Below are 24877 nucleotides of genomic sequence, written 5' to 3' on the forward strand. Positions count from 1 at the left end.
GCTTGTAGCTTTTGAGACACATCGCCGAAAACTATAGCCGGCAAATCTAAGCGCGCTCACATTAGCGCAATCAGATGCGGGATCAGCGGTTCGTCGGCCGGGGGCATGGGGTAGTCGCGCAAGCGGTTCGGCATCACCCATTTGAGCGCCTGCCCCTCGCGCGACATGGGCGTGCCCTCCCAGCGCCGGCAGACGTAGAGCGGCATCAGGAGATGAAAGCTCTCGTAGGCGTGGCTCGCGAAGGTGAGCGGGGCGAGGCACGGCTCCGCGACGGTGATGCCGAGTTCCTCGTGAAGCTCGCGGATCAGCGTCTCCTCCGGCCGCTCGCCGGGCTCCACCTTGCCGCCGGGGAACTCCCACAGGCCGGCGAGTTGCTTGCCCTCGGGCCGCTGGGCGATGAGCACGCGCCCGTCCACGTCGAGAAGGGCGCAGGCGGCGACGAGGACGAGCTTCATGCCCCGCCTCACGAGCGGTAGTCGCCGTTGATGGCGACATAGTCCTTCGTCAGGTCGCAGGTCCACACCGTCGCCTTGCCGCGGCCGAGGCCGAGATCGACCCGGATGGCGATCTCCTCGCCCTGCATGTAGGCGGAGGTGGCGGCCTCGTCATAGGCGGGATCGCGCGCCCCTTCATGCGCCACGCGGATGTTGCCGAAGAAGATGGCGAGCCTATCGCGCTCGGCCGGCTCGCCGGCCTTGCCCACGGCCATGACGATACGGCCCCAGTTGGCGTCCTCGCCGGCCACCGCCGTCTTCACCAGCGGCGAATTGGCGATTGAGAAGGCGATGCGCCGGGCCGAGGCGGCGCTGACCGCCCCCTCGACGGTGACGGCGACGAACTTGCGCGCGCCCTCGCCGTCCCGCGCCACCTGCTGGGCGAGATCGAGCAGGAGCTCGCCGAGCGCCTTGCGGAAGGCGGCGAGCCTGCGATCACCTGCCTCGTTGATGCGGGGCGCGCCGCGCTTCGCCGCCGCGCCGGTGGCGAACAGCATCAAGGTGTCGGAGGTCGAGGTGTCACCGTCCACCGTCACCGCGTTGAAGGTGCCTTCGACACCGCGCGCCAGGAGGCGCTGCAGGACGGGCGCGGCGATCGGTGCATCGGTGACGACGAAGGACAGCATGGTCGCCATATCCGGCGCGATCATGCCCGCCCCCTTGGCGATGCCGTTGATGGTCACCGGCACGCCACCGAGATTGACCGTGCGCGTCGCCACCTTCGGAAAGGTGTCCGTGGTCATGATGGCGCAGGCCGCCTCGATCCACGGCCCGCCCGCGGCACGTTTCACGCAGTCGGCCAGCACGCCCTCGAACTTCGTCGCATCGAGCGGTTCGCCGATGACACCGGTGGAGGCGAGAAACACCTCCTCCGGACGGCAACCGGCGGCAGCGGCGGCGATCTTCGCCGTCAGAGCCACCGCGTCGCGCCCTTTCATGCCGGTGAAGGCATTGGCATTGCCGGAATTGACTACGAGGGCCCGCGCCGTACCGGCAGCCAGGTGCTCCCGGCACCAGTCGACCGCGGCCGACGGGCATTTGGAGCGGGTGAAGACGCCCGCCGCCGTCGTACCCTCGTCGAACACCGCCATCAGCACATCGGTGCGGTTCTTGTAGCGGATGCCGGCCGCGGCGGTCGCGAAGCGCACGCCCTCGACGGCGGGCATGTCAGGCACGGATTTCGGAGCAAGCGGGGAGACGGTAGTGGACATCGGATGCCTCGGGATGCCCTTGTGCGGTGCCCTCTCGGGCGGCGGAACCTCGCGCGCCGGGCCCGGACGGGCCGGCCCGCGAGGAAGGTGCCTCGGTTCCTGCTCAGTTCTTCTTCGGCTCGGCGGGCGTCGCGCCCTCGGCCGGTTTCTCGCCGGGCTTTGCACCGTCGGCCTTGTCGAGGCGCTCGATCTTGGCGTCCTTGCGCAGGGCGAGGATGAGGTCCTGCTGCGCCTTGCGGGCGAGATAGGCCTCGACCTGCTCCTTGACCTCGTCGAAGGTCGGCAGCGGCTTCTCGCGCTTGTCCTCGACCTTGATGACGTGCCAGCCGAACTGCGACTTGACCGGTGCCGAGACCTTGCCGGGCGCGAGCGCGAAGGCGGCCTCGGCGAATTCCTTCACCATCCGGTCCTTCGTGAAATAGCCGAGATCGCCGCCCTCCCTGGCCGAGCCGGGATCCTTCGACATCTCGCCGGCGACCTTGGCGAAGTCCTCGCCCGCCTCGATGCGTGCGACGACCTTCTTGGCATCTTCCTCGTTCTCGACGAGGATATGCCGGGCACGCACCTCGTCCTCCGGCTTCAGGTTCTTCATCGTCTCGTCGTAGAGCGCCTTGGCGGCCTCCGGCGTGACGGCCTGCTCGACCTGCCTCTGCAGGTATTCGTCGAGCAGCACCTTGTCGCGGTAATAGGCCAAGCGACGCTCGAAGTCGGGCGCGGCATCGACCTTCGCGGCCCTTGCGGCCTTGGCGCCGAGCCTGAGGTCGATAACATAGCCGATGAGATAGTCCTGCCGCTGGGCGTCGGCCATGGCCGGCAGCCGGTCGCCGAGATCCTGCGCCGCGATCTCGAGATCGAGGGCGGTGATGGGCTCGCCGTCGACACGGGCGAGCACCTTCGCCTCATCCGCTGCCTGGCTCTGCGCGGGTGCCGGCTGCGCCGGCGCCGACGTCTGGGCCGTGGCCGCCGCACCTGCGAGGAAAGCGGCACCGGTCAGCAGGACGAGGGCATGCGGGCGAAATCGTTTCATGGATCGGTCCGGCGCGAGCAGCATGGGACATGGGCCGACGGGCCGCTCGCGCTGGGCCGGCCGGCATCATGGTCGGCATGAGTGGCCGAAGCGTCGGCGCTTTGCAAGGGACAAATCGTCCGGGACGCGCCCCTCCCGCTGTTGAAAGCGTTGACATTGCGGTGGCTCGATCCCATGTGGCGCGAGGGTCTCGCCCGCCCGACGGCATCCCGGCGGACCAGCGACGCGCAACCTTCAGAGCTTGTGCTGGACCGGCGCGCCCGCGCCGGGTAATTGTCGCGCGACGATAGGAGTTCCGCCCGCTCGGCGGCTCCTCGGGCGCATGACCCGCGCGCAAGATAGTACCGCAAGATCTGTACCGTCCGGAAAGGCCATCGATGTTCGGCGCTCTCGCAAAAAAAATCTTCGGCTCGGCCAACGATCGCCGTCTCAAGGCGTACAAGCCGAAGGTTGCGGCCATCAACGCGCTCGAGCCCGAGCTTGCGGCGCTGAGCGACGAGGCGCTGCGCGCCCGCACCGAGGAGTTCAGGCGCCAGGTCGCGGCCGGGCGCAGCCTCGACGACCTTCTGGTGCCCGCCTTCGCCACCGTGCGCGAGGCGGCCAAGCGCGTGCTCGGCCAGCGCCACTTCGACGTCCAGCTCCTCGGCGGCATGGTGCTGCACGAGAGCGGCATCGCCGAGATGCGTACCGGTGAGGGCAAGACGCTCGTCGCCACCCTGCCGACCTATCTCAACGCGCTCTCCGGCAAGGGCGTGCACGTCGTCACCGTCAACGACTATCTCGCCCGCCGCGACGCCGAATGGATGGGCCGCGTCTATCGCTTCCTGGGCCTCACCGTCGGCATCATCGTCCACGGGCTCGATGACGGTGAGCGCAAGGCCGCCTACGCCTGCGACATCACGTACGGCACGAACAACGAATACGGTTTCGACTACCTGCGCGACAACATGAAGTATGATTTCGCGCAGATGGTGCAGCGCGGGCACAACTTCGCCATCGTCGACGAGGTCGACTCGATCCTCATCGACGAGGCGCGAACGCCGCTCATCATCTCGGGACCGCTCGACGACCGCTCCGAGCTCTACAATGCCATCGACGCGGTGATCCCGAAGCTCGTCAAAGAAGACTACGAGGTCGACGAGAAGCAGCGCGCCGTCTCCCTCACGGAGAAGGGCAACGAGCACATCGAGCAGCTCCTCGAGGAGGCGGGCATCCTCAAGGAGGGCTCACTGTACGAGGCGAACAACGCGACCATCGTCCACCACGTCAACCAAGCGCTGCGCGCCCACACGCTCTTCCAACGCGACAAGGACTACATCGTCCGCAACGGCGAGGTGGTCATCATCGACGAGTTCACCGGCCGCATGATGCCGGGGCGGCGCTATTCGGAAGGCCTGCACCAGGCGCTCGAGGCCAAGGAGCGCGTGCAGATTCAGCCGGAGAACCAGACGCTCGCGTCCATCACCTTCCAGAACTATTTCCGCCTCTACGACAAGCTCGCCGGCATGACCGGTACTGCGGCGACCGAGGCCGACGAGTTCGCCGACATCTATCGGCTCGAGGTGGTCGAGATTCCGACCAACCTGCCCGTGCAGCGCCTCGACGAGGACGACGAGGTCTATCGGACCGCCGAGGAGAAGTACAAGGCGATCATCCGCGAGATCGAGGCTGCCTCCGCGAAGGGCCAGCCGATCCTCGTCGGCACGACCTCCATCGAGAAGTCGGAGCAGCTCGCGGGAGCGCTCTCCCGCAGCGGCTTCAAGCAGATCGACTTCGGCCGGGAGGATGCCCTGAAACCGTTGTTCGAGGCGGCCCGCTCGGGCAAGCCGTCCAAGCATTTCGCCGTGCTCAACGCGCGCTTCCACGAGCAGGAGGCCTTCATCGTCGCCCAGGCCGGCGTGCCGGGCGCCATCACCATCGCCACCAACATGGCCGGCCGCGGCACGGACATCCAGCTCGGCGGCAATGCCGACATGCGCATCGCCCACGAGCTCGGTGAAATGCCCGAGGGCGAGGAGCGCCGGGCGAAGGAAGAGGCGATCCGCATTGAGGTTGCCCAGTTCAAGCAGCGCGCGCTCGAGGCCGGTGGCCTCTACGTGCTCGGCACCGAGCGCCACGAGAGCCGGCGCATCGACAACCAGCTGCGCGGCCGCTCCGGTCGCCAGGGCGATCCCGGCCGCTCCAAGTTCTACCTGTCGCTTCAGGACGACCTGATGCGCATCTTCGGCTCCGACCGCATGGACGGCATGCTTCAGAGACTCGGGCTGAAGGAGGACGAGGCCATCATCCATCCGTGGATCAACAAGGCCATCGAGAAGGCGCAGGGCAAGGTCGAAGCGCGCAACTACGACATTCGCAAGAATATCCTGAAGTACGACAACGTCATGAACGACCAGCGCAAGGTCGTCTTCGAGCAACGTCGGGAGTTCATGGCAGCCGCGTCGGTGCGTGAAACCATCGACGACATGCGCCAGACGGTCATAGACGACATCGTCGCCAAGCATATCCCCGAGGGTGCCTATCCCGAGCAGTGGGACGTCGCCGGATTGGAGGAAAGCGTCGGTCGGATCCTCAACCTCGATATTCCCGTCGCCGACTGGGCGAAGGAGGAGGGCATTGCCGACGAGGAGATGCGCGAGCGCCTGCTGAAAGCCGCGAACGAGGCCTATGCGGCCCGACTCGAGAAGAATACGCCCGAGGTCATGACCTATGTCGAGAAGCAGGTGTTGCTGCAGACCCTCGACCATCTCTGGCGCGAGCATCTCGTCACCCTCGATCACCTCCGGCAGGTCATCGGCTGGCGTGGCCTCGCCCAGCGCGATCCGCTCAACGAATACAAGGCCGAGGCATTCCAGCTCTTTGACGGCCTCATCGACCATCTGCGCGAGCACGTGACGGCCCAGCTCATGCGCGTCGAAGTGATGTTCCAACCCCCGACCGAGGCGCAGCTACCGCCCATGCAGGCGCACCACCTCGACCCGCTCACGGGCGAGGACGAGCTGGCGCTCGCACTGGCCCCGATCGCGAACGAAACGGGCGCACAGGCAGCGCGCGATCCGAACGATCCCGCGACCTGGGGCAAGGTCGGGCGCAACGACCCCTGCCCCTGCGGATCAGGCAAGAAGTATAAGCACTGCCACGGAGCCTTCGCCTGACCCGCCCGCCGAGGCGGCAGCGGATGCGCGGAACAATATGGCCGGCGGCACGTTGCTTCGCACAGCCATCGCGCGGTGGCGTGCGGGCGGAAACGGGCGGTCGCCATGGATCTGCGAAACTACAGGCGTCGGCTGCGCTGGCCTGCATTGTCCCACCGTCGGGATGCGCCTGTCACCGATCCGGCCGGGACGACGCCCGTCGACGAGGAACTGTTTTGGAAGACGATCGCGCGCCTTGCGGTGATCGGCATCTTCGTGATGACCTTCGGCGCGGTACTGATGGCGACACGGGCGGTCACAGCACCCGTCTGCGCCGCGATCATCGTCGGCAGCATCGTCGGCCCCCTGGTGGAGCACATGGCGCGCCGGGGCGTTCCACCCTTCCTCGGCTCCATCGGTCTCGTGTCGATCTTCGTCGCGGCCCTTTATCTTCTGGCGCTCACCTTCTCCGATCAGGTCAACATGTGGGTCGAGCGCGCGCCGGAACTCGGCGGAATCCTCGAGGAGCGCTTTCAGGCCCTGCGCGAACCCATGGGCTTCCTGCGGCGCATCGAACGCGGCCTGTCCGATGTCGGCCGGGGCGGCGTGATCGACGTTCAGGTGAGCGAGACTTCGCTTCTGGAGACGGTGCTCGCCGCAGCAACACCAGCCGTGGCGCAGTTCCTTCTCTTCGCCGGCACCCTCGTCTTCTTCCTCGCCGGGCGGGCTCAGATGAAGCGCCGGCTCGTCGTTGGCTTCATGACGCGCGAGGCACGCCTTATGGCGCTGCAGATCGTCTCGGATATCGAGCGGGCCCTCGGCCGCTATCTCGGCACCGTCACGATGATCAACGCTGGACTTGGCATCGCAACCGGCATCGCCATGTGGCTCATCGGCCTGCCCAGCCCCGCGTTGTGGGGTCTGCTCGCCTTCATGCTGAACTTCGTCCCCTATATCGGCGCGGTCCTCACGACGCTAACGATCTTCGCCGTCGGCCTCGTATCCTTCGAGACGCTCGGCATGGCGGTTCTGCCACCGGTCGTCTTCCTCGCGCTGACAACACTCGAGGGCCAGTTCATCACGCCGAGCATCGTCGGCCGCCGCCTCACGCTGAACCCGTTCATCATCTTTCTTGCCGTAGCCTTCTGGACATGGATCTGGGGGCCCATCGGTGCGTTCCTGGCGGTGCCGATCCTCATCGTCGCGGTCGTGGTCCTCGAGCACGTTTTCCCCAAGGATGAGGTGAGCCTGCCGGGCTGATCTTGCGCGCGGCCCCTCCGGCCGGCCACTATCACCAACCGGATCCGCCATCCGACTGAGACTGGCGCCCGCCAGTCTTGCCGCATCCGTGAGGCTGCATGACGCAACCGCAGATGATCCTCTTCGCCCTTATGGGCAGCGTTCTTGCCCTGCTGCTCTGGGGGCGCATCCGACACGACCTCGTCGCCATGGCGGGTCTTCTCATCGGAGTGATCGTCGGCGTCGTGCCGGAAAAGGATGCCTTCAGCGGCTTCGCCCATCCGGCCGTGATCGTCGTCGCGCTCGTGCTCATCGCCTCGCGTGCGCTCGAGAACAGCGGCGCCCTCTCCATCATCGCCCGGCGGATCGTCCGGCCCGGTCGCCCCATCGCTGTTCATATCGCTGTCATCGGCGGTGTGGGCGCCGCCCTGTCGGCCTTCATCAACAATGTCGCGGCGCTGGCGCTGTTGATGCCGATCGATATCAATACCGCCCGCAAGGCCGGCCGCTCGCCGCGGCTGACGTTGATGCCGCTCGCCTTCGCCACGATCCTCGGCGGCCTCGTCACGCTCATCGGTACCCCGCCGAACATCGTCGCATCCACCTTCCGTCAGGATGCGCTGGGGGCGCCCTACAGGATGTTCGACTTCGCTCCCGTCGGGCTCGTCTGTGCCATTACCGGCATTCTCTTCATCGCCTTCGGCGGCTGGCGCCTCATTCCCCGTGCTAAGGCAGGTCGGCAGGTGCCAGAGCCGGCCCGCATCGACGACTTCGTCGTCGAGCTTGCGGTCTCGCCCCAATCGCCGGCCATCGGGCGCCTTGTAGCCCAGCTCGACGACGAGAGCGAGGCGGCCGACGTCGTCATCCTGGGCCTGATCCGCGACGGGCGGCGCCTACCCGGGCGTGCCCGCTTCGCCACCATCCGCGAAGGCGATCTCTTCGAGGTCGAAGGCTCGGCCGACGCGGTCGCCGCCTTCATCAAGGCCCTCGCGCTCGAGCAGGCCAAGGACGATATCTCGGTCGATGCGCCGGAGGCGGAGGATGCCGCCCGCGCCGGCGAACCGGCCCTGGTCGAGACCGTGGTGCGGGCCGATTCCCGCATTGCCTGGCGATCGGCCGAGGCCTTCCGCCTGCGCTCGCGCTTCGGCGTGACTCTGCTCGGCATCTCCCGGCAGGGACGCACCTTCCGCGAACGGATCAGCTCGCGCATCATCGAGCCGGGCGACATGCTGCTGCTGACCGGGCCTCAGGCCGCGCTCGCCCATGTCGTCAACTGGCTCGGCACCATGCCGCTCAGCGAAACGAGCGTTCAGGCGGCGCGTACTTGGCGCGTCGTGGTCGCGCTCGGCCTGTTCATCGGGGCGATCATCGCGGCAAGCACCAGCTTCATCTCCTTCACCACCGCCATCGCCATCGCCGTCGTCGGCTATGCCGCCACGGGCCTCGTGACGCCGCGCGAGGTCTACGACCAGGTAGACTGGCCGGTCGTCGTTATGCTCGCCGCCCTCCTGCCGCTCAGCGCCGCCTTCGAGAGCGTCGGCGGCACGGCTCTCGTCGCCAACCTGATCGTCGCTGTGACCCAGGGCCACTCGCCCGTGGTCGCCCTCGTCGGCCTGATGCTCGTCACCGTCATCCTGTCGGACATGCTGAACAATGTCGCGACCATGGTCATCGCGGGCCCTGTGGCCATCGAGACGGCACGGACGTTGTCGGTCAATCCCGACGCCTTCCTGATGGCGACGGTCGTCGCCGCCTCGCTCGCCTTCCTCACACCCATCGGCCACAAGAACAACACGCTTATCATGGGTCCCGGCGGCTATTCCTTCGGCGATTACTGGCGTCTCGGCCTTCCGCTCGAGATCCTGATGGTGAGCGTGTCGATCCCTGTCATCCTCGTCGTTTGGCCGCTGTAACGCCGCAAAACGAAAGCGGCCGTCGGAGACGGCCGCTTCTCTCCCGATTCGGATCGGGCGGAAAAGTCAGTTGGTCTGTTCCCAATGGGCCGACAGACGCGAGGGCAGGGCCGCCTGGGCGCCATGCATTACGGGCGGCAGCACAGCCTGCCGATCCTTCTTGTTGGCGGCCCCCGAAGAGGCATCGGCGCCGCGACGGCGCGGCGGCAGCGGCGCCTCGGCCGGTGCCGGCATCGCCGCGGTCTCGGCCTGCGGCTCGTCCTTGGAGCCGAAAAGACCACCGAAGGAAAGGATGCGATCGACGAGCGGCCGCCCGCTCGACGCCGAGGCGACGACAGGTTGCGCCTGTGGCGCAGGGGCCGTGACGACCGGCATCGCAGCAGGGGCGGCCGAAGCCGGCGCTGCTACGGGCCCAGCAGGGAGCGATGTCGCGATCTGGACTGGCTTGGAGGTCTCGACCGGCCGTTCCCGGCCGCTGCTGTCGAGCTCCACGACCTGCGGCCCGCTTTCCAGCGCATCAGGCCGGCTGACTTCGAACTCCGGCCGGCTGGACTGGGCGAAGACGCCAACGTTGCTTTCGGCAACGGCTGCCGTCCGGCGGCGGAAGGATTCGTGCTGGCCTCCATCGGCATAGACCAGCTTGATGGCCTTGGTGCCGCTGTTGACGAGATCGGCGACCTTCGCTTCGTCGGCGCGCTGCTTCTGCGCCACGGCCACGGCGATGTCCTCGTCGACATTGAGCGGCGGGCAGGCCGCGGAGGGATCGAGGCGCTGGCCATCGGCCGGCCTGGCGTTGAAGACGTAGCGCTTGCCGCAGACGGCAACCTGCGGTTCCTGCTTCGTCACCTCGAAGTGATCCGCACCTTCCTTCAGGTTGCGCCAGAAGGCCATGTTCGGGTCGTAGCGATGCTTGGCGAGATTCTCCGCCGTCATGCGGAACGGCATCGCCTGCATCTGCACCGCCTTCTGTCCGCCGGCGAAAGCCTCGCGCACGATGGCATAGACCTCGGCGATCTGCTCGTCGGTCATCGAATAACAGCCGGCCGATGAGCAGGCACCGTGGACCATGAGATGGGCACCCGTGCGACCGTAGGCGCGATCGTAGGCGTTGGGATAGCCCATGTTGAACGAGAGATAATAGCTCGAGTTCGGATTGAGCTGGGCTGGCGTGATGGCATAGAAGCCTTCCGGCGCCTGCCGGTCGCCCTCGCGTTTCTTCGGACCGAGCTGGCCCGACCAGCGGCAGATGGGAAACGTCTTCAGTAACGCGTATTTGCCGGATTTGGTCTGCTTCCAGACTTCAAGCTCCGATTCCTTCTTGTAGGAGCGGATCAGGACCGGCGCGTACCGCGACATGTCCTTCTGCTCCATGAGGGAGAGCGTCTTGCTCGGAACGGGCTGGGAGGCACGCACGCTGCGCGAGTAGGTGGCGTCGTCCTCACAGGCTGCCACCGCAAGAGCCATCGTCGAGACCAGCAGCAATCGCTTGAGCATAACGCAACCTCTCGCTTCCCTGATGCCGGGCGCTGGGCACACCGGCACCATTGAGCTTTAAACCCGTTAGCGTTACTCGAACCTTACCGGTGCCCGCCACACACCGGCGCGGTTAACGGATTGTTAAAGCTGGCGCCCGATGGCCAGGAACTTGTCAGCACGCAAGGACCGGATCTCGTCGGGCGAAAGCCCGGCCAGATCCTGAAAAGCCGCTGCGATCGCATCGCCCGCAGCGTTCATGGCTGCCGCCGGATCGCGATGCGCTCCCCCCGACGGCTCCGGGATAATGCCATCGATGACCGAAAAGCGTAAGAGATCTTGTGCGGTGATCTTCATGCTGGTCGCGGCGTCCTGGGCGCGCGAGGAATCGCGCCACAGAATCGAGGCCGCGCCCTCCGGCGAGATCACCGAATAGATTGCGTGCTCGAGCATGAGCACGCGGTTGGCCGTGGCAAGTGCAATGGCGCCGCCCGAGCCGCCCTCGCCGATGATGACGGAAACATTCGGCACGCCGAGCGCAAGGCAGGCCTCGGTCGAGCGGGCAATGGCCTCGGCCTGGCCGCGCTCCTCCGCGCCGATGCCTGGATAGGCGCCGGCCGTATCGACGAAGCTGATGACCGGGATGCCGAACCTGTCCGCCATGTCCATCAGCCGCACCGCCTTGCGGTAACCCTCGGGCTTGGCCATGCCGAAATTGTGGCGCAGGCGCGCCTCCGTGCTGGCACCCTTCTCCTGGCCGATGACGCAGACGCTCTCGCCGCGAAAACGGCCGAAGCCGCCGAGGATGGCCTCGTCCTCGCCGAACTTGCGATCGCCGGCGAGCGGCGTGAAATCCGCGATCAGCGCGGCGCAATAGTCGATGAAATGCGGGCGCTGCGGATGGCGCGCCACGAGCGTCTTCTGCCACGGCGTCAGATTGGCGTAGAGATCGGCGAGGGCCTTGTCCGCCTTGGCCTCGAGGCGAGCGATCTCGTCGCCGATGGCCACAGCGCTGCCGCCTTCGGCCATGGCACGCAGTTCCTCGACCTTGGCCTCAAGCTCGGCGACGGGCTTTTCGAAATCCAGATAGCTTCGCATGCGATATGGGGCGCCGGGGTTGTCCATCTTCGGGTGGCCCATCCACGGCGTCTGGCCGCGGAGGACCCCCGCAGGGTCGGCGCGGGCGGACCTTGGCGACTGGCTGGCGCCAAGTCAAGACGAAGTCGGTATGAAGCCGGCCCGGGCGGGGAGCGACGCGTCCTCGAACATGGGTGTTTCAGGAAGGGCCCGGCTGCCGCCCGGCCGGCGGCGACATGTCGTCACCCGCCACGAAGCGCGGGGACAGAGCCCCCTGGGCCGGCACCAGCACGGGACGCAGCCGCGCCGCGCGCCGCATCGCCCGCACTGCGACGGGCCGATGCAGTTGCTTGACCGCCTCGATGACGTGCACGCCGGCGAAGGGAAGAGACAGGCCAGCCCCCGCCCTTTCCCAGGCCACGGCCGAGCGCAGGAAGAGCTGGCGCTGCAACGGCGGCACGTAGAGCGCCTCCAGCCAGTTCTCCGGCGAGAAGAGCGTGCGGCGCATGAGCCCGTTGAGCTGCGAGCGGCTGTAGGGCTGGCCCTGGCCGAAGGGCGTCGTGTCCATGCGTGCCCACAGTCCGCGCCGGTTGGGCGCGACGAGAAGGACCCGGCCGCCCGGGCTCAGCACACGCCACACCTCGCTCATCAGTTCGTCCGGCGCCTCGCTCGTCTCCAGGGCGTGCACGACGAGCACCCGGTCGATGCAGGCATCCGGCAGGGGCAGCATGGTCGGCTCGACGAGAGCCGAGGCGGACGGCCCGGCGGATGGCCAGTTCACCACGCCCTGCGCCGCCGGCATGAAGGCGAGCGTGCGCTCACTGCCGGCCTTGAGGACGGTGAGATAGGGCGTCGCATAGCCGATGCCGAGGAGCCGCTGGCCGGAAAGGTCCTTCCACAGCCCTTCGACCGCGCGCAGCACGAGGCGCCGGGCCACGACGCCGAGCGGGCTCGCGTAGAAATGCCTCAGATCGACCACATCGACCGCCAAGGGAGTTCCTCCTTCTCCTCTGATCATCGGGATGGGAACCGCCGGTTGCAAGATGACCGCGTCTCGCGAGAGAACCGATGCCGTGATTCGCCTCGCGGGACAGAGTCTGTAAGGTCGCCTGGAACGTGGGGTCGCCCCGCAGGCCGGAAGCCAAGGAGAACCATCGTGCCAGCCGACATCCATGTCTTTCCCTGCCGCAGCGACAATATCGGCGTCCTCGTGCGCGATGCGGCGAGCGGCGCCTGCGCCGCCATCGACGCCCCGGAGGAGGCCGCGGTGCGCCGAGCCCTCGCCGAAACCGGATGGCGTCTGACGCACATCCTCGTCACCCACAAGCATCCCGACCACGTCGAGGGCATTCCCGGCCTCAAGCGGGAGACGGGCGCCACTGTCATTGGGCCCGCGGCGGAAGCGGCCGCCATTCGCGACATCGACCGGCGGGTTGCGGAAGGCGACGTCGTCGAGGTCGGCGCTCTCCGGGGCGAGGTCATCGCCACGCCCGGTCATACCCTCGGCCATATCGCCTATTGGTTCGCACGCGAGCGGGCCCTCTTTGCCGGCGACACGCTGTTCGCGCTCGGCTGCGGGCGCCTGTTCGAGGGCACGCCGGCGGACATGTGGGCGACCCTCGAGAAGCTCGCCGCCCTGCCGGACGACACCCGCCTCTACTGCGGCCACGAATATACGCTCGCGAACGCGCACTTCGCGCTTGCCGCCGATCCGGACAATGCCGCGCTCGCCAAACGCGCCGCCGACATCGAGGCGAGACGGGCACGGGGCGAATTGACGGTCCCGTCCCTCCTCGGCGAGGAGAAGGCGACCAATCCCTTCCTGCGCGCGCGCGAGCAGGCCCTCGCCGCCGCCGTCAACCTCGCCGGCCGGCCGGCTGCGGAGGTCTTCGCCGCGCTCCGCGCCTGGAAGGACCGGTTCTGATGCTGCCGACGAACGGACGGGAAGCGCTTACGGCGGAGGCCATCGTCCGCCTGCTCGATCTTAAGCCCCACCCGGAGGGCGGCTGGTTCCGGGAGACCTATCGCGACCCGCAACCGGTGGAGGGCGGGCGCGCCGCTTCGACACTGATCTACTATCTGCTGGGCCCCGGCGGCACATCCCACTGGCACCGCGTCGACGCCGCCGAGGTCTGGCACTGGTATTGCGGCGCGCCGCTGGTGCTGACCGTGTCGCCCGATGGGCACGAGACCGAGGCCCACCGCCTCGGCGCGGATCTTGCGGCGGGCGAGCGGCCGCAATGCGTCGTGCCGGCGGGCTGGTGGCAGACGGCAACGAGCCTCGGCGCCTTCACCCTCGTCGGCTGCACGGTGGCGCCGGGCTTCACCTTCGACGGCTTCGAGATGGCACCGGCCGGCTGGCGGCCGGCCCCACGCTGAGGCGGCGAGGCCTCACCGCGTCAGCACGAGCGCCGGCAGCCAGGTCGTCAGCGGCGGCCAGAAGGTGGCAGCGAGGAGCACGGCGGCGAGCGGCAGCATCCACGGCACGATGGCCCGCGACATGGCCTCGAAGCGGATATTGGCAATCCGTGCCGTAACGAAGAGAACGACACCGACGGGGGGCGTGATCGTGCCGATCATCAAGTTGAGCACGAAAATAAGACCGAACTGCAAGGGATCGATGCCGAACTGCCCTGCAATCGGCACCAGGATAGGGATGAGGATGAGCATCGCCGCCAGCGCCTCCATCACGCAGCCGACAAGGAGCAGCAGCAGGTTGACGACGAAAAGGAAGACGAGTGGGTCGCCCACGGCCTCGATGATCAGCGGCCCGAGCGTCTGCGGGATGCGCGAGATCGACAGGCACCAGGCGAGCGCCGCTGCCGTCATGACGAGCGCCAGCACGATCCCGGTCGTCTCAACCGTGTCGACGATGATACGTGGCAATTGTCGCAGGTCGAAGTCGCGGTAGACAACGAGCCCGAGAAAGAGTGCATAGACGGAGGCGACGGCCGCCGCCTCGGTCGGTGTCATGATGCCGCTCATCATGCCGCCAAAGAGAATGACTGGCGTCATCAGCGCCCAGTGCGCCCGCCGATAGGCGACGGCAAGGGCCTTCACCCCCTCGAAGGGATGGCGCGGCATGGCGCGCCGCGTGGCCACCACCGTAACCATGGCGGAGAGCGCGAGCGCCATCAGCAGGCCTGGAATGACCCCCGCGAGGAACAGCCCGCCGATGGAGACGTCGGCACTGACACCGTAGATGACCATCGGCAGAGACGGCGGAATGATCGGCCCGATGGTCGCCGAGGCGGCCGTGATGGCCGCGGCGGTCTCCGGATCGTAGCCCTCCTGGCGCATCGCCTTGATCTCGAGCGAGCCCACGCCGCCCGCATCCGCCACGGCGGAGCCGGACATGCCGGCGAAGATCACGCTCGCGAGGATATTGGCGTGGCACAGGCCGCCGCGCAGCCAGCCCACGCAGGCGCGGGCGAACGTGAAAATCCGGTCGGTGATGCCCGCCGAGTTCATGATGTTGCCCATCAGGATGAACAGCGGCGCGGCGAGAATGGGGAAGGAATTGGCCGCCTGGGCGATCTTCTGCGGCACAATGTCGACCGGCATGCCGTTGATGACGACGAAGGCGAAGGCTGCGAGCCCCATGGAGGCGAACAGCGGCAGGCCAAGCAGCAGCGCGGCGAACCAGACGATGAGGATCTCGGCCATCGCGGCGGTCATGGCGCGGCCCCCGCCTCGAAATCCCGCCGGCGGGCCCCGGCGAGCACTTCTGCGATCTCGATCAGCGCCTGTGCCGTAATGGCGACACCGGCAACGGGCATCGGCACGTAGACGAGCGCGGCCGAGAGCGGCAAGCTGACCCACTCCACGTCGAAGTTGCGCTCGACCAGCCCGAAGCTGCGCGACAGGAGCACCACGCCGAGCACAGCGACCGCGAGCTGGATCAGCACCTCGGCCGCCCGGCGCAGGGGCGTCGGCAGCTTGTCGATGACCACCATGATGCGGATATGGCTGCGCCGCCGCGCGGCCAGGATCCAGCCGACGAAGGCGGTCCAGACCATCAGATATTGCGCCATCTCGTCGGACCAGGCGAGCGGCTGGTTCACCAGCCTGAACACCACACCGAGGAAGACGCAGGCGAGGAGGGCAAGGAGAAGCAGGACCGCAGCAGCGGCAACCGCCCGGTCAGCGAAAAGCCCGGCAAGGCGCAGCATGGCAGCTCCGAAGTCGGGTCGGGGTCCCCCGCCGGAGACCCCGCTAAGGGAGAGGATTGGCGAAACGTCAGAGCGCAGCGAGCGCGTCCCAGGTTCCCTTGCCCCATTTCTCCTCGAACTTCGGCGGCAGTTGCTCCAGCACAGGCTTGCGGAAGCTCTCCACGTCGGGCTCGATGATGGTCATGCCCGCTGTCTTCAGCGTGCCGATGAGCTCGCCCTCCTGACGCGAAAGCTCGGCATCCTGCCACTGGGCCCCGTTGGCGATGGCCGCGTCGAGAATCGCGCGGTCCTCGGCCGAAAGCCCCTTCAGGGCCGCCTCGTTGGCGATGACGAGCCGCGGCGTGATGATGTGGCCGGTCAGGACGAGATATTTCTGCACCTCGGCGAGCTTGGCGCTGTGAATCGTCGGCAGCGGGTTCTCCTGCCCGTCGACCGCCCCCTGGCTCAGGGCGAGGTAGAGTTCGTTGAAGTTGATCGGCGTCGCGCGCGCCCCCCAGGCCTCGGCCATGGCGCGGAAGGTATCGACCGGCGGCACGCGCAGCTTGAAGCCGGCCATGTCGGCCGCCGAGCGCACCTCCTTGTTGCCCGTCGTCAGATGGCGCTTGCCGTAATAGGTGATGGCGAGCATGCGCAGGCCGCGCCGGCGGACGAGCTCCTCGTTCATCTTGGCGAAGATGGGCGAGGAGCCGGCCTTCGTCATGTGGGCGGCATCGCGCCACAGGTAGGGCGCCTCGATCACGGAGAGCTGCGGCAGCAGCGCGCCGAGAGCCGCGGCGCCGTCCGTCGTGAAGGCGAGGGCGCCGGAGACGACCGCATCCATCATGTCCTTGCCCGATCCGAGCTGGCCGTTGGGGAAGCTCTGGATGTCGATGCGCCCGCCGGATTTCTCCTTCACCTCGGCCGCGATGCGGTCGATCATCTGCACCTGCGGGTGTGACTGGGGCAGCATCTCGCCCCAGCGGATCACCGTGGCCTGGGCCTTGGCGATGGCCGGCATGAATACGCCGGCCCCGAGCGCCGCACTGCCCGCGAGAAACGTCCGTCTGCTGACACCGTGCATCGTTTGTCCTCCCATTGGATCAGGGCGCGGCTTTGCCGTCGTTCTTGACCAGGCCGATGGCGGCCGGGCGATCCGTGCCCCATAGCGGCGACAGGCCGCTGCGGGATGATCTCAGGCGCCAGCCGGCTCGCCGGTGATGGCCTCGAAGGTGGCAACGAGCTTCTCCCGATCCGCCGCGGCAAGCGGCACGAGCGGCGGGCGCACATGACAATAACCCTTGTCGCCCCGCCGGTGGGCGACAAGGGCCTTAACCGCCGGCAGCACCGGCAGGCTCACGATGGCTTCGACGAGCGCATTGACGCGGCGGTCGTCGCGGCCTTCGTGGACGAGGGGCCGCAGCAGCGCCGGGGTGATGTTGGCGAGGCCGCAGATACTGCCCTCGGCGCCATGGCGCACCGCGCGCGCCAGCAGCCGCTCGTCGCCGACGAGAATGGCGATGTCGCCGTGATCGGCGAGAAAGCGTTCGGTCGTCGCCCAGTCGCCAGAGGAATCCTTGATGCCGGCGATGACGCCGCTGAAGGCATCGCGCAGGCGCCGCACCAGGCTGCTCGACAGGGGCACCGCCGTCTGGCCGGGAATATGGTAGAGGATGATGCCGCGCGCCGCGCCGCCGAGGCGTCCGAAAAAGTCGCTGAACCAGCCGAAGAGTCCCTCTTCGTCGACCCCCTTGAGATAGAAGGGCGGCGCCACCAGCAGGCCCCGCACACCGGCCGACAGGGCAAGCTCCGCCTGTTCGGCGGCCTCGGCCACGGTCGTCGCCGACACGCCCGCGTAGACCTTATCGAGCGAAATGCCGGCACCCGCCACGGCGCCGAGCATGGTGGCGCGCTCTCGCAGCGGGATGGAGAAGCCTTCGCCGGTCGTACCGAACAGCGTGATGCTGTCGCAGCCCTCCGCGAGGACGGCACGGGCCTGGCCGACGAGTCGCGCGAGATCGGGCCTGCCCCGCTCGTCGAACGGCGAAACCAGGGCTGCGGACAGGCCGAAACGTCGCGCCTCGCTCACGTGGATCTCCCAAGGATCGTCCCGGCGATCGTCAGGGACAGCTTTTGTGTTCTTCCTGACATGTTAGCGCGTTCGCGAAACAGCGCAAGCGCCGCGCCAAGCGCGCCCGCCACCCCTGCAGACCTCAGGCGGCTCACCGCATCGAAATATTGAAGAAGGAGGCGCCGGGGATCGGCGAGAAAACTAGCGCTCGATGGACAGGAGGGAGCGCCGCACGGCAGCGAGATCAGCCGCGATGCCGTTCAGCCGTTCGGCGAAAATGGCGCGCAAATGGACGGCCACGTCAGGGAACTCGACCAGCACGCGCCGCAGGACGCTGCGCGGCAGTTTCGTCACGGAGGACGGTTCGCGAGCGATGGCCGTCGCCGGCCGCTTTGTTTCGGCAAAGAGTGCGAGTTCGCCGATGAGCACGCCCGGCCCGACCACGTGATCCGTTGGCGAGCCGTCGTCGCGCGCATCGAGCGCGATCGCGCCCGATCGCACCAGATAACCGCCATCAGCGGGCTCGCCGCGGCGGAAGAGGACGTCACCGGCCCTCAGGATCCGCGATTCGGCCGCAAAGGCGATGAGCCGCAGCGCCTCGCGCTCGACCCCGGCGAAGGTCGGCACCGCCTCGAGCGCCGCGATGTCCTCATTCAGTCCCATGTCTGGCCGCCTGTCCGCGCTCCGATCATCACGGTATCAGTTTGTAGCCGCCCTGCTCGGTCACGAGAATGCGCGCGTTGGACGGATCCTGCTCGATCTTCTGCCTGAGGCGGTAGATATGCGTCTCGAGCGTGTGGGTCGTGACATTGGCGTTGTAGCCCCAGACCTCGGCCAGCAGCACCTCGCGCGTTACCACCTTCTGCCCGGCACGATAGAGGAAGCGCAGGATCGCCGTCTCCTTCTCCGTGAGCTTGAGCTTCGAGCCACGCTCGCTGACCAGGAGCTTGGCGCTCGGGCGGAACGTATAGGGCCCGATGGAGAAGACCGCATCCTCGCTCGCCTCGTACTGGCGAAGCTGGGCGCGGATGCGTGCCAGCAGCACTGCGAAGCGGAACGGCTTGGCGACATAATCATTGGCGCCGGCATCGAGACCGAGCACCGTGTCGCTGTCGGTCGCATGGCCGGTCAGCATGATCACCGGACTGCGGAAGCCACCCTCGCGCATGCGCTTGACGGCGTCGCGCCCGTCCATGTCGGGCAGGCCGACGTCCATGATGACGAGATCGATGTTGTTCTCCTTCACCACATCGAGTGCCTCGGCGCCGGATGCGGCGGTGGAGAGTGTGAACTCGTCGGTCAGCGCGAGCTGCTCGCTCAGCGTCTCGCGCAGGTCTTCCTCGTCGTCCACGATGAGCAGATGGCGGGCGTGAGGCATGGTCCTTCCATTGTTGGGCAGGAGATGCCGGCGCTGGCGCTGGCCGGTGAGCCCGGCGGCGCAGGGACGCGTCCGGGCGAGGAAGTCCTAGACTAAGCGATCCGCGCCGGGCAACAAGTAGGCGAGGTTGATGCACCGGCTTGTGATGAAACGAACCTTCCTTCGCACCGTCAGGGTCCTTCCACGTCCGCTCGCTGCCTCGCGCGGGCTTGTTGTCGCAGGACATGTCGTGCTGCCTTGCGCGCTCGGCAAGGGCGGCGTTGCGCGCTTGAAGCGCGAAGGCGACGGCGCGACCCCGCTCGGCCGCTTTGCCCTCGGCGCTCTCTATCTTCGGACCGACAAGGGCGCCCGCCCGCGCTCCGGCCTCCCCGCGCGCAGGACGCGCCCGGACGACGGCTGGTGCGACGCGCCCGGCGATCGGCGCTACAACCGCCCGGTGCGCCTTCCCTATCCGGCGAGCCACGAGCGCATGTGGCGCGAGGACGACGTTTATGACCGCGTGCTCGACATCCGCTACAACCGCGGCCCCATCCGCCCCGGCCGCGGCAGCGCCATCTTCATGCATCTTGCCCGGCCCGGCTTTGCGCCGACGGCGGGCTGCGTCGCCCTGCGGCGGGCCGACCTCGACCGGCTCCTGCCGCGCCTAGGCCCCAGGACCCTTCTTGTGATCGGCAACGATCCACGCCGGTCATGCCCTCCCCGAAAGCAGAAACGATGAGCCGCTCCGCCTTTCTCTTCGACCTCGACGGCACCTTGACCGAAACCGACCACCTGCATTTCGAGGCCTTCAACGCCATGCTCGCTGGCTTTGGCCGCAGCATCACGCCGGAGGCCTATGCGCGGGAGGTGCAGGGCCGCGCCAATGCCGCGATCATGCGCGACATGTTCCCGGACCTGCCCGAGAGCGAGCACATCCGCCTCGCCGACGCCAAGGAAGCCGCCTTCCGCACCATGGCCGAGAGCCAGTTGCAGCCCGCGCGCGGCCTTCTCGACTTCCTGGCGCTGGCGGAGAGGCGATCGATCGGCTGCGCCGTCGTCACCAATGCGCCGCGCGCCAATGCGGAGATGATGCTCGGCGCCATCGGCCTCGGGCGTCGCTTCGAAGCGATCGTCATCGGCGACGAACTGCCGCGGCCCAAGCCCGATCCCCTGCCCTACCGCATGGGGCTCGACCTCCTGCGCGCCGACGCCACGCGCTCCCTCGCCTTCGAGGATTCGGCCTCCGGCGTGCAATCCGCCCACGCGGCCGGGCTTTTCGTGGTCGGTCTGATGACTACCCTCTGCGCCGAGGCGCTCGAGGCCGCCGGCGCGAGCCTCGCCATCGCCGACTTTACCGACCCGCGGCTGATGGAGGTTCTGGACGCGCGGCTCGGCGGCAGCCCCTGAGGATAAGCGAAAACGCCCCTGATCCTCGCTGGTAGAGCCGTGAAGACCGATTCACACGGCCCGAACTGCGGGCGGTGAAGCGCAACGCCTCCTGCCGTCATGCCCGCGCCCGTCGCGGGCATCCACGCCGCTTCGATCGCATGAGGCGGCAAGGCATGGATGGCTGGGACAAACCCCGGCCAGGACGACTGAGAGGCATCCAGGAGCCGTTCCCAGGCCTCCCGCAAGAGCTAATGACGCGCCCCGAAAATGGCGCTGCCGACGCGCACGTGGGTCGCGCCCAGCATCACCGCCTGCTCGAAATCGGCGCTCATGCCCATCGACAGGTCGGAGAGCCCGTTGCGCGATGCGATCTTGGCGAGCAGGGCGAAATGCGGCGACGGCGGCTCGTCCGCCGGCGGGATGCACATGAGCCCGACCACGGGCAGGTTCCAGACGTCGCGGCACTGCGCGATGAAGGCGTCGGCCTCGCCCGGCGCGACGCCAGACTTCTGCGCCTCCTCGCCGGTGTTGACCTGCACGAAGAGCCGCGGCCGGCGACCCGTCTTGTCCATCTCCCGCTTCAGCGCCTCGGCGAGCGAGGGCCGGTCGAGGGAATGGATCACGTCGAAGAGCATGACGGCGTCGTGCGCCTTGTTCGACTGCAGCGGTCCGATGAGGTGCAACTCGACATCCCGATAGAGCTCCTTGAGCGCGGGCCATTTCGTCTTCGCCTCCTGCACGCGGTTCTCGCCGAAGACGCGATGGCCGGCTGCGAGCACCGGCTCGATGGCCTCCGCCGTGAAGGTCTTCGACACCGCGATCAGCGTCACGGAGGCGGGATCGCGCCCTTCTTCGCGCGCCGTGCGCGCGATCGATTCCGTGACGGCCCTCAGTCGCTCGGCAGCCAGCTGCGCCCTGTCGTCCACGGTGCTCACCCTCCTTGTGACCTCTTCGGCCGCCGCGGGCGCGTCACGACACCGCGAAAGCGGCGCCGGGCGTTGACCGCAAACGGCATTCGTGTCCTAGTCCGCCCGGCAGCAACGATGCAATGGGTGTCCGCGCCGCGGCGCGGCAGGCCGCGTTGTCGTGCCGCCTCACCGGCCCGCCGCATTGACTGCGACCGGGCTATTTCGCGAGCATTCCGACTTGACCGAGACCATGACGGTGGAACGATACAACCCCAAGGAGGCCGAACCCAAGTGGCAGGCCGTCTGGGAAGAGCGCGGCATCTTCCATACGCGCAACGACGACCCGCGCGACACGTACTATGTCCTCGAGATGTTCCCCTATCCGTCGGGGCGCATCCACATGGGCCACGTGCGCAACTACACGATGGGTGACGTCGTCGCCCGCTTCATGCGCGCCAAGGGCTACAACGTTCTCCACCCCATGGGCTGGGACGCCTTCGGCATGCCGGCCGAGAATGCCGCCATGGCCAACAAGGTCCATCCCAAGGAATGGACCTACGCCAACATCGCCACCATGCGCGGCCAGCTGAAGTCCATGGGCCTGTCGCTCGACTGGAGCCGGGAGATCGCCACGTGTGATCCCTCCTACTACCGGCACCAGCAGAAGATGTTCCTCGACTTCCTCGCGGCTGGCCTCGTCGACCGCAAGACGGCCAAGGTCAACTGGGATCCCGTCGACCAGACCGTGCTCGCCAACGAGCAGGTGATCGACGGCCGCGGCTGGCGCTCGGGCGCGCTCGTCGAGCAGCGCGAATTGACCCAGTGGTTCTTCAGGATCACCGCCTTCGCGGATGACCTCCTCGCCTCCCTCGACCGGCTGGAGCGCTGGCCGGAGAAGGTGCGGCTGATGCAGAAGAACTGGATCGGCCGCTCCGAGGGCCTCCTCGTGCGCTTCGCGCTCGATGCGGCGACGACGCCGAACGGCGAGAGCGAGCTCGAGATCTACACCACCCGTCCGGACACGCTCTTCGGCGCACGCTTCATGGCGGTAGCGCCCGACCATCCGCTCGCCACCGCTGCAGCAAAGATCAATCCGCAGCTCGCCACCTTCATCGAGGAGTGCAAGCGCACCGGTACGGCCGCGGAACTGATCGAGAAGGCCGAAAAGAAGGGCTTCGATACCGGTATCCGCGCCGTCCATCCCTTCGATCCGGACTGGAAACTGCCGGTCTATGTCGCCAATTTCATCCTGATGGACTACGGCACCGGCGCCATCTTCGGCTGCCCGGCACACGACCAGCGCGACCTCGACTTCGTCAATGCCTACGGCCTCGGCGTCACCCCCGTCGTCTGCCCGCCGGACGCGGAACCGGCCGCCTTCACCGTCACCGACACCGCCTATGACGGCGAGGGAACGCTGATAAACTCGCGCTTCCTCGATGGCATGACCATCGCCGCGGCGAAGGAAGAGGTCGCCCGCCGGCTCGAGACCGAGATGCGCGACGGCCGGCCGGTCGGCGAGCGGCGCATCAACTTCCGCCTGCGCGACTGGGGCATCTCGCGCCAACGCTACTGGGGCTGCCCGATCCCGATCATCCACTGCGACGACTGCGGCGCGGTGCCGGTGCCGGACGACCAGCTGCCGGTGGTGCTGCCGGAGGACATCGACTTCGACAAGCCCGGCAACCCGCTCGACCGGCATCCGACCTGGAAGCACGTCGCCTGCCCGCGCTGCGCCAAGCCCGCCCGTCGCGAGACGGACACAATGGACACTTTCGTCGATTCGTCCTGGTACTACGCGCGCTTCACCGATCCGCACCTCACGAGCCAGCCGACGAACCGCGAGGTCGTCGACCGCTGGCTGCCGGTGGACCAGTATATCGGCGGCATCGAGCACGCCATCCTGCACCTCCTCTACTCCCGCTTCTTCACACGGGCCATGAAGGCGACCGGCCACGTCGGGCTCGACGAGCCCTTCGCCGGCCTCTTCACCCAGGGCATGGTGGTCCACGAGACCTACCGCGACGCGAGTGGTGCCTGGGTACAGCCGGCCGAGGTGCGCATCGAGAGCGACGGCGGCGCCCGCAAGGCCTTCCACGTCAGCACCGGTGAGCCGATCAGCATCGGCAGCATCGAGAAGATGTCGAAGTCCAAGAAGAACACCATCGATCCGGACGAGATCATCGGCACCTATGGTGCCGACACGGCCCGCTGGTTCATGCTTTCCGATTCGCCGCCCGAGCGCGACGTGATCTGGACGGAGGAAGGCGTGCAGGGCGCCCACCGCTTCGTGCAGCGCCTGTGGCGCCTGATCGGCGAGGTGGTGGCTGTCACCGATGCGACCGACGGGTCGGCCGAGACGACGCTGGACGAGGCCTCCCTCATCCTGCGCAAGGCGGCCCACCGGGCCCTGGCGACCGTCGAGGACGACGTCCTCAAGCTGCGCTTCAACCGCTGTGTCGCCCAGGTCTACGAATTGTCGAACGCGCTGCAGGCCGCCCTGAACGGCATTCGCGACGGCGAGCCGCCAGCCGCGGACATGCGTTTTGCGCTGCGCGAGGCAGCCTCGATCCTCGTGCAGCTCGTGGCGCCGATGATGCCGCATCTGGCGGAGGAGTGCTGGAAGGTGCTCGGCTTCGAGACGCTCGTCGCCGAGACGCATTGGCCCAAGGCGGACAAGGCTCTCCTCGTCGAGGACGTCATCACCCTGCCCGTGCAGGTCAACGGCAAGAAGCGCGCCGACGTAACGGTACCGCGCGATGCCGACAACGCGACCGTCGAGGCCGCGGCGCTCGCGCTCGAAGCCGTCCAGCGCGCCACCGAGGGCCGGCCCGTCCGCAAAATCATCGTCGTCCCGCAGAGGATCGTCAATGTCGTCGCCTGATCGTCTCGCCCGCCGCGCCGGCGCCGGGCTGCGCCTTGCCGCCATTGTCACGCTGGCCCTCGGGCTTGCCGGCTGCCTTCGCCCGCTCTATGCCGAGCGGGCGGACGGCACATCCGTGCAGGATTCCCTGCGTACCATCGAGGTCGCATCGATCCCCGATATCCCCGGCCAGGAGCGCCTCGCCCACTACCTGCGCAACGAGCTCGTCTACGAACTCACCGGCGGCAACGGCGCCCTCGAGCCGCGCTACCGGCTCCAGATCTCGCCGGCGGGCATCCAAGTGCGTACGGCGATCGTCGACACGGTGAGCGGTAACGCGCAGTCGGCGAACCTGCAGGCGACTGCGAATTTCGTCCTCACGCGCATCGGCGAGGAGAAACCCGTGATGACTGGCAAGGCCACCGCCTCGGCGAGCTACGACCGCAATCCGCAGCGCTTCGCCTCGGTACGCGCGGCGCGCGATGCGGAGATCCGCGTCGCCAAGGAGCTCGCCGACCAGATCAGCACGCGCATCGCCGCAACGCTCGCGACGCGCGGCTGAGACGCGGGCCG

The 24877-nt window shown here is 67.7% G+C and carries 22 protein-coding genes; 9 read left to right on the forward strand and 13 right to left on the reverse strand.

Features of this window, described 5'->3' with window-relative positions:
• Nucleotides 1–56: 56 nt before the first annotated feature.
• The 3 genes from mutT to ASC46_RS11635 form a co-directional block, all read right to left on the reverse strand.
• Nucleotides 57–455 carry an 8-oxo-dGTP diphosphatase MutT gene (mutT, locus tag ASC46_RS11625; protein ID WP_055459479.1) on the reverse strand — a complete coding sequence of 133 codons (399 nt, stop codon included), beginning with the start codon at nt 453–455 and terminating at the stop codon, nt 57–59.
• Nucleotides 456–463: 8 nt separating this feature from the next.
• Entirely contained in the window at nt 464–1705 is a 1242-nt protein-coding gene (gene argJ, locus ASC46_RS11630; protein WP_055459480.1) for a bifunctional glutamate N-acetyltransferase/amino-acid acetyltransferase ArgJ, read from the reverse strand.
• Nucleotides 1706–1808: 103 nt separating this feature from the next.
• On the reverse strand, nt 1809–2732 hold the full coding sequence (locus tag ASC46_RS11635) for a peptidylprolyl isomerase (protein WP_245280535.1): 924 nt from the start codon (nt 2730–2732) through the stop codon (nt 1809–1811).
• Nucleotides 2733–3109: 377 nt separating this feature from the next.
• Between ASC46_RS11635 and secA the strand changes: the two genes are divergently transcribed.
• From secA to ASC46_RS11650, 3 genes are all read left to right on the forward strand, one after another.
• Nucleotides 3110–5887, forward strand: coding sequence for a preprotein translocase subunit SecA (secA, locus tag ASC46_RS11640; RefSeq protein ID WP_055459481.1), 2778 nt, complete (start codon nt 3110–3112; stop codon nt 5885–5887).
• Nucleotides 5888–5992: 105 nt separating this feature from the next.
• Nucleotides 5993–7126: an AI-2E family transporter gene (locus ASC46_RS11645; RefSeq protein ID WP_055459482.1), complete on the forward strand. Its 1134-nt coding sequence runs from the start codon at nt 5993–5995 to the stop codon at nt 7124–7126.
• Between the two features lie 98 nt (nt 7127–7224).
• The gene (locus ASC46_RS11650) at nt 7225–9018 is read left to right on the forward strand and encodes an SLC13 family permease (RefSeq protein WP_055459483.1); all 1794 of its coding nucleotides are present in this window, start codon (nt 7225–7227) and stop codon (nt 9016–9018) included.
• Between the two features lie 66 nt (nt 9019–9084).
• On the opposite strand, the gene ASC46_RS11655 is transcribed toward ASC46_RS11650, so the two are convergent.
• From ASC46_RS11655 to ASC46_RS11665, 3 genes are all read right to left on the reverse strand, one after another.
• Complete coding sequence (locus tag ASC46_RS11655; protein ID WP_055459484.1) at nt 9085–10512, reverse strand: L,D-transpeptidase family protein; 1428 nt, start codon at nt 10510–10512, stop codon at nt 9085–9087.
• A 123-nt stretch (nt 10513–10635) separates the two neighbouring features.
• The gene (locus ASC46_RS11660; protein ID WP_055459639.1) at nt 10636–11589 is read right to left on the reverse strand and encodes an acetyl-CoA carboxylase carboxyltransferase subunit alpha; all 954 of its coding nucleotides are present in this window, start codon (nt 11587–11589) and stop codon (nt 10636–10638) included.
• A gap of 178 nt (nt 11590–11767) precedes the next feature.
• Nucleotides 11768–12559, reverse strand: a complete 792-nt coding sequence (locus ASC46_RS11665; protein ID WP_055459485.1) for a class I SAM-dependent methyltransferase — start codon at nt 12557–12559, stop codon at nt 11768–11770.
• Nucleotides 12560–12724: 165 nt separating this feature from the next.
• Here ASC46_RS11665 and gloB point away from each other — a divergent pair, with 165 nt between their 5' ends.
• Complete coding sequence (gene gloB / locus ASC46_RS11670) at nt 12725–13492, forward strand: hydroxyacylglutathione hydrolase (RefSeq protein ID WP_096335365.1); 768 nt, start codon at nt 12725–12727, stop codon at nt 13490–13492.
• Entirely contained in the window at nt 13492–13947 is a 456-nt protein-coding gene (locus ASC46_RS11675) for a cupin domain-containing protein (RefSeq protein ID WP_055459486.1), read from the forward strand. Before gloB ends, ASC46_RS11675 begins: the two co-directional genes overlap by 1 nt.
• Before the next feature lie 12 nt (nt 13948–13959).
• On the opposite strand, the gene ASC46_RS11680 is transcribed toward ASC46_RS11675, so the two are convergent.
• The 6 genes from ASC46_RS11680 to ASC46_RS11705 all read right to left on the reverse strand — a co-directional run bounded on the left by ASC46_RS11680 (nt 13960) and on the right by ASC46_RS11705 (nt 19165).
• Complete coding sequence (locus ASC46_RS11680) at nt 13960–15246, reverse strand: TRAP transporter large permease (protein WP_055459487.1); 1287 nt, start codon at nt 15244–15246, stop codon at nt 13960–13962.
• On the reverse strand, nt 15243–15740 hold the full coding sequence (locus ASC46_RS11685; RefSeq protein WP_055459488.1) for a TRAP transporter small permease: 498 nt from the start codon (nt 15738–15740) through the stop codon (nt 15243–15245). The genes ASC46_RS11680 and ASC46_RS11685 overlap by 4 nt, the downstream gene beginning before the upstream one ends.
• Nucleotides 15741–15807: 67 nt before the next feature.
• On the reverse strand, nt 15808–16800 hold the full coding sequence (locus ASC46_RS11690; RefSeq protein ID WP_055459489.1) for a sialic acid TRAP transporter substrate-binding protein SiaP: 993 nt from the start codon (nt 16798–16800) through the stop codon (nt 15808–15810).
• Nucleotides 16801–16911: 111 nt separating this feature from the next.
• Nucleotides 16912–17805 carry a dihydrodipicolinate synthase family protein gene (locus ASC46_RS11695; protein ID WP_055459490.1) on the reverse strand — a complete coding sequence of 298 codons (894 nt, stop codon included), beginning with the start codon at nt 17803–17805 and terminating at the stop codon, nt 16912–16914.
• Nucleotides 17806–17988: 183 nt separating this feature from the next.
• The gene (locus ASC46_RS11700; protein WP_055459491.1) at nt 17989–18450 is read right to left on the reverse strand and encodes a cyclic nucleotide-binding domain-containing protein; all 462 of its coding nucleotides are present in this window, start codon (nt 18448–18450) and stop codon (nt 17989–17991) included.
• Between the two features lie 28 nt (nt 18451–18478).
• Nucleotides 18479–19165, reverse strand: coding sequence for a response regulator transcription factor (locus ASC46_RS11705; RefSeq protein ID WP_055459492.1), 687 nt, complete (start codon nt 19163–19165; stop codon nt 18479–18481).
• A gap of 145 nt (nt 19166–19310) precedes the next feature.
• Here ASC46_RS11705 and ASC46_RS11710 point away from each other — a divergent pair, with 145 nt between their 5' ends.
• Together ASC46_RS11710 and ASC46_RS11715 are read left to right on the forward strand one after the other, a co-directional pair.
• On the forward strand, nt 19311–19883 hold the full coding sequence (locus tag ASC46_RS11710; protein ID WP_055459493.1) for a L,D-transpeptidase family protein: 573 nt from the start codon (nt 19311–19313) through the stop codon (nt 19881–19883).
• On the forward strand, nt 19880–20551 hold the full coding sequence (locus ASC46_RS11715) for an HAD family hydrolase (protein ID WP_055459494.1): 672 nt from the start codon (nt 19880–19882) through the stop codon (nt 20549–20551). The genes ASC46_RS11710 and ASC46_RS11715 overlap by 4 nt, the downstream gene beginning before the upstream one ends.
• Before the next feature lie 230 nt (nt 20552–20781).
• On the opposite strand, the gene ASC46_RS11720 is transcribed toward ASC46_RS11715, so the two are convergent.
• Nucleotides 20782–21459 carry a YggS family pyridoxal phosphate-dependent enzyme gene (locus ASC46_RS11720; RefSeq protein WP_055459641.1) on the reverse strand — a complete coding sequence of 226 codons (678 nt, stop codon included), beginning with the start codon at nt 21457–21459 and terminating at the stop codon, nt 20782–20784.
• Nucleotides 21460–21691: 232 nt separating this feature from the next.
• Between ASC46_RS11720 and leuS the strand changes: the two genes are divergently transcribed.
• Together leuS and lptE are read left to right on the forward strand one after the other, a co-directional pair.
• Nucleotides 21692–24325, forward strand: coding sequence for a leucine--tRNA ligase (gene leuS / locus ASC46_RS11725; protein WP_055459642.1), 2634 nt, complete (start codon nt 21692–21694; stop codon nt 24323–24325).
• Entirely contained in the window at nt 24312–24866 is a 555-nt protein-coding gene (gene lptE, locus ASC46_RS11730) for an LPS assembly lipoprotein LptE (RefSeq protein WP_082464812.1), read from the forward strand. The genes leuS and lptE overlap by 14 nt, the downstream gene beginning before the upstream one ends.
• Nucleotides 24867–24877: the final 11 nt, after the last annotated feature.

Source organism: Chelatococcus sambhunathii, assembly GCF_001418005.1.
Taxonomy (GTDB): Bacteria; Pseudomonadota; Alphaproteobacteria; order Rhizobiales; family Beijerinckiaceae; genus Chelatococcus_A; species Chelatococcus_A sambhunathii.